The sequence below is a fragment of the Thermostichus vulcanus str. 'Rupite' genome (genome assembly GCF_022848905.1).
In the GTDB taxonomy this organism is placed as follows: Bacteria; Cyanobacteriota; Cyanobacteriia; order Thermostichales; family Thermostichaceae; genus Thermostichus; species Thermostichus vulcanus_A.
The window spans coordinates 62,448-71,172 of sequence record NZ_JAFIRA010000015.1 but is presented as its reverse complement, the minus strand read 5'-3'; the positions used below and the strand labels follow the sequence as shown (position 1 = coordinate 71,172).

Annotated in this window: 11 protein-coding genes and 1 pseudogene; 5 read left to right on the top strand and 7 right to left on the bottom strand. The window is 52.6% G+C overall.

What is annotated here, in order from left to right; translation table 11 throughout:
• The 3 genes from JX360_RS07680 to JX360_RS07670 form a co-directional block, all read right to left on the bottom strand.
• The coding region (locus JX360_RS07680) for an IS630 transposase-related protein (protein WP_244350070.1) at positions 1–125 on the bottom strand (125 nt) is incomplete at its 3' end.
• Positions 126–464: 339 nt separating this feature from the next.
• Positions 465–887 (bottom strand): secondary thiamine-phosphate synthase enzyme YjbQ, encoded by a 423-nt coding sequence (locus tag JX360_RS07675; protein ID WP_425244373.1) that lies wholly within the window; start codon positions 885–887, stop codon positions 465–467.
• Between the two features lie 30 nt (positions 888–917).
• Entirely contained in the window at positions 918–1,268 is a 351-nt protein-coding gene (locus JX360_RS07670; protein WP_244350065.1) for a phenylpyruvate tautomerase MIF-related protein, read from the bottom strand.
• A gap of 99 nt (positions 1,269–1,367) precedes the next feature.
• Between JX360_RS07670 and JX360_RS07665 the strand changes: the two genes are divergently transcribed.
• A complete protein-coding gene (locus JX360_RS07665; RefSeq protein WP_244350064.1) occupies positions 1,368–1,811 on the top strand; it encodes a RidA family protein in 444 nt (147 codons plus the stop codon).
• A gap of 117 nt (positions 1,812–1,928) precedes the next feature.
• Here JX360_RS07665 and JX360_RS07660 read toward each other — a convergent pair.
• Positions 1,929–2,225 (bottom strand): annotated as a pseudogene (locus JX360_RS07660) (putative 2-aminoethylphosphonate ABC transporter substrate-binding protein); the annotation flags it as partial.
• A gap of 144 nt (positions 2,226–2,369) precedes the next feature.
• Here JX360_RS07660 and JX360_RS07655 point away from each other — a divergent pair.
• Entirely contained in the window at positions 2,370–3,110 is a 741-nt protein-coding gene (locus JX360_RS07655) for a Uma2 family endonuclease (RefSeq protein WP_279611338.1), read from the top strand.
• 18 nt (positions 3,111–3,128) lie between these two features.
• On the opposite strand, the gene JX360_RS07650 is transcribed toward JX360_RS07655, so the two are convergent.
• The gene (locus JX360_RS07650; RefSeq protein ID WP_244350061.1) at positions 3,129–4,190 is read right to left on the bottom strand and encodes a histidinol-phosphate transaminase; all 1,062 of its coding nucleotides are present in this window, start codon (positions 4,188–4,190) and stop codon (positions 3,129–3,131) included.
• Between the two features lie 151 nt (positions 4,191–4,341).
• Positions 4,342–4,563, bottom strand: coding sequence for a hypothetical protein (locus JX360_RS07645; protein WP_244350060.1), 222 nt, complete (start codon positions 4,561–4,563; stop codon positions 4,342–4,344).
• 327 nt (positions 4,564–4,890) lie between these two features.
• Here JX360_RS07645 and JX360_RS07640 point away from each other — a divergent pair, with 327 nt between their 5' ends.
• The 3 genes from JX360_RS07640 (at position 4,891) to JX360_RS07630 (ending at position 7,430) form a co-directional block, all read left to right on the top strand.
• Positions 4,891–5,085: a CsbD family protein gene (locus tag JX360_RS07640; protein WP_244350059.1), complete on the top strand. Its 195-nt coding sequence runs from the start codon at positions 4,891–4,893 to the stop codon at positions 5,083–5,085.
• Positions 5,086–5,366: 281 nt separating this feature from the next.
• Entirely contained in the window at positions 5,367–5,522 is a 156-nt protein-coding gene (locus tag JX360_RS07635; RefSeq protein ID WP_244350058.1) for a hypothetical protein, read from the top strand.
• 63 nt (positions 5,523–5,585) lie between these two features.
• Positions 5,586–7,430, top strand: coding sequence for an alpha-amylase family glycosyl hydrolase (locus JX360_RS07630; protein WP_244350057.1), 1,845 nt, complete (start codon positions 5,586–5,588; stop codon positions 7,428–7,430).
• Here JX360_RS07630 and JX360_RS07625 read toward each other — a convergent pair.
• Positions 7,427–8,608, bottom strand: a complete 1,182-nt coding sequence (locus JX360_RS07625; RefSeq protein WP_244350056.1) for an aldo/keto reductase — start codon at positions 8,606–8,608, stop codon at positions 7,427–7,429. The genes JX360_RS07630 and JX360_RS07625 overlap by 4 nt on opposite strands.
• Positions 8,609–8,725 lie beyond the last annotated feature (117 nt).

Sequence of the window (8,725 nt, the reverse complement as noted above, 5' to 3'; positions counted from 1 at the left end):
TCTCGGCCTAGCCAGCGATAAATAGTTGCACGACTGACGTCGTAGAGCTGGGCAGCTTCCGTTGGACTGCCCCCTTCCTCAACATACTTTACAACTCTCTCCCTCAAGTCTAAGCTGTAGCTCATGAAGCTTCCTCCAACAGGTTCTATCCACGCCATCTTACCCTCAATACTGTCTCACTCCCAACTGAATCGACTAAAGGCAACTAGAAAAAGGCTGTACTGATGTAAAATATGTCGCAAAAAATCTGACAATTATGTTAGTTTGGCTAATGTCTCTAGAAAAGCTTCATGAAAATCAAGATTGATGATCTGACAGGCCAAGAAAGAAATGTGGTTGGTTTCTCCGCCTGAAAGGAAACACGCCCTAGACATCAGCGGTCTGTGTAAACCTGACATTACTTTTTGGACAGTTTGGGACGCAGAAATGTTAGCTGGGTGTGGAGCCATTAAAGAGCTGGATCCCTACAATCCCGTTAAATGCACCACCACCTGCCGCAGTTGCCCCCGTTGCCGATGTTCCCACAAATAAATGCCCTGCCAAATTCCCAGTGCCAGTTGACCGGAACGAATCGGAATGGTTTCGGAGGTATGAGTGAGCGCAGAACGAATGTGAGCAGGCATATCATCTGCTCCTTCCGCAATATGCTGATAAAGGCTCAAGTCTTCTGGAACTAACCGCGCGAAGAAAGTCTCCAAATCCCGCAATACATCCGGGTCAGCATTTTCTTGAATCAATAAACTAGCGGAAGTGTGGCAGACAAATAGGTGACACAGCCCCACTTGAATCCCTGAAGCTCGCACAAGCTGCTGCACCTCCCCTGTAAAGCGATGCAAAGATTTGCCGGTTGTCCGAATCGATAGGGTGTGTTGTTGATGTTGAACCATTGCCTGCATGATTGGGATCCCTTATTCGCCTTATCCAAAAGTCGTGCCATTCCAACCCCAGAGATAGCCCTTAGCATCGGTGAACTCAATGTAAATTCTCTGTTTCGGGATCCCTAAAGTAGCCTCAATTTGTCCACAAAAGGCTTCACTCATAGCTCGAGTCTGGCTGCCAGAAAATTGCCCAACACTTTTGATCTCCACATAACAACAGGGATCTGTGCTACCTGCAAACGTCATTGGGATCCCAGCCTCAAAAGCAGTCATCACATAAGATTCTGGCTTGCCTAACTGCTGAGATAGTGCCGTAGAAAGCGCCTTGAGCAACTTCTCCACAGCTGTGGGTTCTGGTTGTAAGGGCGTTTGTAGCTTAATCAAAGGCATGGTTTGTCCTCCAACCCGACATGCTCATCTTCGCATTCTCAGCCCATTCTTTCAGGAATCCGCCTGTGGTAGCGTGACGGAAGAGTTAGAACATCGAAGATGGATGAAGTCAATCCCACCCTTCAACCGATCGGCCACTCCAGTCAACGGGAGCCAGGTCGTTGTGCGGTTCAAACCGATGCTGCTCCCACTCCGGTTGGCCCCTACAGTCAGGGGATTGCTGTCCTTGGTCCATTGATTTTCACCGCCGGACAGGTGGGACTGGATCCCAAAACGGGAAAGTTGACAGGAGAAGATATAGTCTCCCAAACTCGGCAGGCGTTACTCAATTTACAAGCAGTGCTAGCTGCTGGGGGCACGAACCTCTCTAACGTGGTCAAAACAACCGTTTTTTTGGCTGACATGAAGGACTTTGCTGCCATGAACGAGGTGTACCAGGAGTTTTTCTCGACGGATCCCGCTCCGGCTCGCTCCTGTGTACAGGTGGCCCGTCTGCCTCTTGATGCGTTGGTGGAGATCGAAGCGGTAGCTTGGTATCCTTAAATCCCAATCCTGCCATGATCTGACTTGACGGCCAAAGGCAGGATCTCCCAGAGTGAAGTGGCATTGGGCAAGCGGATCCCATGTTCAAACCCATTGGCTGGGCAGTGGCGCCGTTGGCGGTGACCCTCTACCCTGCTTTTGCAGAGGAAGTTCGTTGTGGCTGGCTGGATAAGTATCGATACCGACCCAGTGGGGCGGATTTTGACTGTCCCGAAACTCGGGCAAAATGCGATCCAAGCCAGCTGGAGCGTAGGGTTCCAACAGACCCTGCTGATCAGCCACCAACAAACTGGTGGCAGCCAGCCCCCAAACGGCATCCGCTTGTGGATTGTCTTTTTCCGCCAGTAACTTAGCCGTTACTACCCCGGTGGAATCCCGCACGATGTTGACTTTGATATCGGGATGCTCCTTCTCAGTGGTGCCGGAATGACCCTCTCCTTTGGGTTGGCGCAAGAGGTGGTTGCATCCTTAGAGGGATCCCTTTCCAGACTGTAGGATCAAGACAACTGGACTACACTGATCCCATTCAGGTTGGATCTCGTGACCATCCCATCTGCCATGACTTATCTGGAAGAACATCCCCCCCGATGGAAAGAGGAGATCCCTGACGAGATTCTGCTGCCCCCCAGCAACTTAGACAGTGATGAACCGCCCTTGGAATCCGATCTTCACCGTCAACAAATCGATCTGCTGATTCGGCTCTTGCAATACTGGTGGCGTGACCGTCAAGACTTTTATATTTCTGGTAACTTGACGGTCTACTACAACACCGAGCAACTGAAGACACGAGATTTTCGCGGGCCGGATGTGTTTGTGGTCTTGGGGACCGAAAAAAAAGACCGGCGCAGTTGGACGATTTGGGATGAAGGCGGTCGGTATCCGAATGTGGTGATTGAGCTGCTGTCGAGTTCCACGGCAAAGGTGGATAAAGGGGCCAAGAAAACCCTCTATCAAGATATCTGGCGGTTACCGGAGTACTACTGGTTTGATCCGCACAGTCTGGAATTGGCTGGGTTTCGCCTGGTGGAGGGTCGCTATCAAGAGATCCCCCCCGATTCAGCCGGGTATCTCCCAAGCGAGCAATTGGGGCTAAAACTGGGAATCCATGCGGGGAAACTGCGTTGGTTTACGGCGGAGGGGCAGTTGATCCCATTGCCTGAAGAGGCTGAACGGCAGCGAGCCGAACAGGAGTACCAACGAGCTGAGCAAGAACGGCGGGCTAAAGAGCAACTTCAGCAGCAGCTCGAGCAGGCTAAAGCTTTCCTGCGCTCGCAAGGATGGGATCCCGATCAACTCTAATCAGTCCAGTTAGTCTGGCTAGTGCAACAGTTGCCGCAGGCGCTCGAGTGCCCGTTGGTTCTCTTCGGGTGTACCTACCGTCAGGCGGATCCCTCCACCTGTAGCGCGCACACAGGTACCCAAGTCCTGCCAGTCCCGTTGCAGTTGTTGGGGATCCCGTCCTTCCACCCGTAAATAGAGGAAGTTAGCTTGGCTAGGCCACACCCGTACCCCCGGCAATTCCGGCAAGGCTTGCTCCAGGATGTCCCGTTGCCGGCGCAGCAGGGGTAAGTCGGCCAAAAACTCTTCAGCATGTTCTAGGGCGATCTGAACAGCCCATTGAGAGATAGCAGGGAGATTATAGGGTAGGCGAATCGACTCCAGCACCTGGATCAACTGCGGATGGCCGATGGCATACCCCACCCGATGGGCTGCCAGACGAAAGGCTTTGGAGAAGGTGCGCAGGATCACCCAATTGGGATGGTCAGCCAACTTCGGTAGAGCAGTGTGCTGGCTAAATTCAAAATAGGCTTCATCCAAAATCACCAAGATCTGGGGGGGTAGGGTTTCAATCCAGGCCCATTCGGCTGCGCTGAGACCATTGCCTGTGGGGGAGTTGGGATCCACCAAACACACCACCCGAATCGGATGGTCCGCCAGTGCTTGCCCGCAAGCCTGCAGATTTAGGGCAAAGGATTCCGAATCGCGGGCGACTCGCACCACCGGGATCCCCAAACTCTCCGCCAGGATTGCGTACATAGAAAAGGTGGGTTCTGGCACCAAAATGCTGCCCCGCCCGCCCAAACAGGTGGCAATCAACAGGGAGCGAATCAACTCATCCGATCCATTGCCCACGCTAATCTGGGCTGGATCTGCTCCGGCATAGGCGGCGATGGCCTGCTTGAGGCCGTGGTGGTTGGCATCAGGGTAACGGTTGCTGGGGATCCCTTTTTCCCAAAGAAGGGAAAGTTTTTGTTTGAACCCTTCCGGCCAATCCAGGGGGAACTCATTGGCATCCAACTTGTCGGCAGCCAGAGGCAACACGGCATCGTAGGACTTGAGATGGAGCAGATCGGGACGCAAATATTGCAAGGCGCACATCCCCCAGGCGGAGCGAGGTATTTATGATAACAGCTGATAACAGCGCCAACTTCGTCACCAGCCCATTCGTCACGGATCCCTGGCAGAAAAAGTGAGCGCTTCAGATTTGTGAATGTCTTGCTTGGCTTCTGTCAGCCCTAGGTTTTGGGGCCTAATCTAACCGTTCTTCCGTGCGTTCTAGCATAGTCTCCTGAAGGTGGGATTCCTGCTGGCGGTGTTTTGCCAAACTTTCCCGTGCCTGTTCTAGTACTTCGCCATGCTGAACTCCCTGTTCTAGTTCCACCTGCTTGCGAGTGCGCATGGTTTCTTCAAGATGCTCACTGTGCTGGCGCTCTTTGACCGCCTGTTCTCGGGCTTTTTCGTCGACATCCATGGGCTTTACCTCTGAACGACTGGAGCTCAAGGTTCAAATGACTTAACAGGTTGAAGGGATCCCTATCCCTATTTCTCAACTTGCCACATCCCGTAACGGAGAAGAGCACAATGCAACAGAACTCTACTTTTCAGGACGGCAACCAGCAGGCAATCTAGCCAACCAATGAGGATGCTACCGGGTTACCCAGCTTCAGATTCGATAAAAGTTTAGATTTTTTCCTTGTTCTCACGAGCTAAGGCGTGTTACTTTTAGTTCGTTGATGGTTCGTCAGAGTTCGATCGCGGATTTAGAAAAGTTTTCTCTTATACTGAACAGGAGCAAGCCATGGGCATCGAAAATCGGATTGAAGCTGCTGCCAAGAACATTGAGGGCAAGATCCAAGAGGCAGTTGGTGAGCTAACTGGGGATGAAAAACAGAAGCTAGAAGGCCAAGCCAAACAAGCAGAAGCCTCAGCCCAACACGCTAAAGAAGATGTAAAAGATGCTGTCAAAGAGGGTATTGACAATTTGCTCGGTTAAATATTGCTCGGTTAAATAGGCAATCAGCTGTTGACAGGGCATAGATAGATATAGATAGATAAGGCATAGGCGCCTCAAAAGTGAGAGCGCCTGTCTTGCTGAAGCTGGGAATAGATCTTTGGGCGGCATCCAGCTTGAGGCATCCTTTTCTGGGTAAGCTTTGTGGCGGGGTTTTCCCAAATGGGGACGGATTGATATGAATGCCGCACCCAAGGAACGACGCGCAGTAGAAATCAACCACTTTATTATCCACCCTATCCACTGTTCAAGATGAACGGTGGATGCAGTCTTTTTTTTCGCCGCCAGAATCCTGTGAGTACTTGATCCGTCTCTGTGAACAAGTCGAAGCACAGGGATTAACCCGCCAGTTAACAGAAGCTAAGCAACTTTTGCAGTTATTGGATTCTACTCAGGGTAAATCCTTCAAGCAGATGTGAAATAATCAACCTAAAAAGTAAAACTTTTGTTGCGGGTATTCACTGTTTTTCTGGAGTACAGCTATGGATCCTCAGCCTGATATTGTAGAGGTTGGTAATGCTTCCCAAGAGTTAGAATTTCTCTACACCCGTGATATTGAATTTCGCCAAGAGACCCTTTACTTTTTGGTGGTAGATCGTTTTTTCGACGGGGATCCTGACAACAACGAAGGCCCCAACCCAGAGCTTTACGATCCCGAGGGTCAAGATTGGGGCAAATATTGGGGGGGTGATCTGCAGGGGGTGATCGACAAGCTGGATTACCTACAGCAAATGGGGATCACGGCGATTTGGCTCACCCCTTTGTTTGAGCAGGTGGAGCGATTGTTTATCGAAAGTGCCGCCATGCACGGCTACTGGACCAAAGACTTCAAACGACTTAACCCCCGCTACATCGGCAAAGGAGAGGATCCCTCCCTCAACAATCCCCAGCCCACCACGTTTGACCGACTGATTCAGGAACTGCACAAACGCAAGATGAAGCTGGTGCTGGATATCGTCTGTAACCACAGCAGCCCCGATACGGGTGGCATGAAAGGGCAACTGTTTGACGATGGCAAGTTAATCGCCGACTTCAACAACGATGTCAACCATTGGTATCACCACTACGGCGAAGTGACCAACTGGGAAGATGAATGGCAGGTGCAAAATTGTGAATTGGCCGGCTTGGCCACCTTCAATGAAAACAATCCTGACTATCGCAACTACATCAAATCTGCCATCAAACAATGGCTGGATCGGGGTGTGGATGCCCTGCGGGTGGATACCGTCAAGCACATGCCCATCTGGTTCTGGCAGGAGTTTAATGCCGATATTCAAACCCACAAACCGGATGTATTCATCTTTGGGGAGTGGATTTACAGCGGTCCGGAGGTGGAGGCATCGCTGCAATTTGCCAACTGTTCCGGCATGACGATCCTGGATTTTGGCCTTTGTGTGGCCATCCGAGCGGCCCTGGGGCAGGGGGCGGAGGGCGGGTTTCACGTCATTGACGACATCATCGCCAAAGACTATCGCTACAACGGGGCCACGGAGCTGATCACCTTTATCGACAACCATGATATGTGTCGCTTCCAGACCTTGAATCCGGATCCGGAGATGCTGCGGGTGGCGGTGGCGATCATCATGACCAGTCGTGGGATCCCTTGTCTTTACTACGGCACCGAGCAATACCTGCACAACGACACCGATGGCGGCAACGATCCCTACAATCGCCCCATGATGGAACACTGGGATCCCGAGTCCCCCCTTTATCGCCAAATTCGTCTGTTGTCGGGGCTACGCCGCCTCAATCCTGCCGTGTCCTTGGGCAGCCAGTGGCGCAAGTACCTGACCGACGATGTCTGGTGTTATACCCGTCGCTATCGAGATAGCCGCTGCTTTGTCGCTCTCAACCGGGGGGAGGCCACCCATCTGGAGTCTGTGGACACTGAGTTCCCCGACGGCGAGCATACCTGTATCCTTACCCACCAAAAGATTCTTGTGAAGGAAGGAGCCATTCACGGCCTAGAGTTGCCCACCCGTGGCGTCATCGTCCTCAGCCATGTGGGGGAACGGGTCAAGGGCCAAGTGATCGTACGGGCACAACTCAATGGGGTGAATACCCAGCCTGGCGAATGGATCGTGGTGATTGGGGATTGCCCGGAATTGGGCAACTGGGATATCGCCAAAGGGTACCCATTGGAATACATCAACGCCAACACCTGGTTTGGGGAGATCCCGTTCCACCAGACCGCTGGCCAGGCTATCGCCTATAAGTATGTGCTGCTGCGGGAGGGGCAATCTCCCATTCGGGAAAATGTGGTGGCCCGCCGTTGGTTGCTGGCTGCGGAGGGCATCGTCAAATGGCGGGATCAATGGGCAGGTTAACTCTGAGAGAGCCGTTTCACCTCAGCTCCAGAAAGCAAGCGATGCGCTTCTTGCAACAAAGCCGGGATCCGTTCCCGGTGGGGGCTGTGGATGAGATAGGGTTGCAAGGTTTTGGCATCCACTTTATCCGCCCGTTGCCCTGGCAGCCAACTGCCGGCATTGCCCAACAGGTTGTAACGGCCCCTGGCATAATCCACCAGGTCATAGGCCAAGACCAAATTGCGCAACAGCAGAATCAATGGGATATTCACCTGACCGGGGGTTTCGTCGTAGCGAGGCAGGCCCTGATGCCAGGTTTTGGCGTAGTGTTCCCCCACTTGATCGATTAAGGCTTGCTCCAAGCGAGTCAAGATTGGTGGCAACAGTTCATCCACCTGATCCAGCAGTTGTACTGCCCGAAGGTGCTCATCAAAATCGCTGGGTCGGGCTGCCCCAATGCTCAGGGTATGAACTTGCGGATGAGACAAGCAAAAGAGGTCGTTAAACACCATCGGACTGAGGGGATGGCACAATTGCACCAGTTTGGCAGGTGGATCGTACAACTTGCCGCCTTTGTCGGAAGGGCTAATGATGAATACCCCCATATCCTGCTGGGCAGCCGCTTCAATAGCGGGCCAGTTGGTCTGGTTGACGAAGTACCAGTGCAGGTTGACATAATCAAACCCCCCGCTCTGGATCGCCTTGATGATCACTTCTGTCGGGCCGTGGGTGGAGAAGCCAACAAAACGCACCCGCCCCTGCCGCACCAGCTGATGACAGACCTCTAGGCACCCCCTCGAACGCACACTCAGCTCCAGATCCTCCCAGGTATTCAACCCATGAATGGCCAGCAGATCCACATACTCCAGGTTGAGATAACCCATGGATTGCTCAAACTTGGCCAGGAATTGCTTCGGATCAGCACTGGGACCAATTTTGGTTTGGACAATCAGCTCTTGGCGGGGTAAATGGGGCAAAATGCGGCCCAACTGCATCTCCGAAGTGCCGTAGCCTCGCGCAGTTTCGATATGGTTAATGCCGACTTCCAAAGCCCGTCGAATCGTCGCTTCCAGGTTCTGTTGTCCTTCTGCAGGGATCCCTGACCAGGGCATATCTTGCCACTTGTACTGGTAGCGCATGCCGCCACAACTGAGCACAGGCATAGCCAACTCGGTGCGCCCAAATCTGCGATACTGCATGGTGCCTCACATGGACTAGCCCCATTTTAAGGTGGGGTTAAGTTGTCCCATCCATCGCCAGAGCCCCCATCGATTCCCGGAAGACCCCAGGAAGACGGGAAGAGAGTTGAGTTAAAT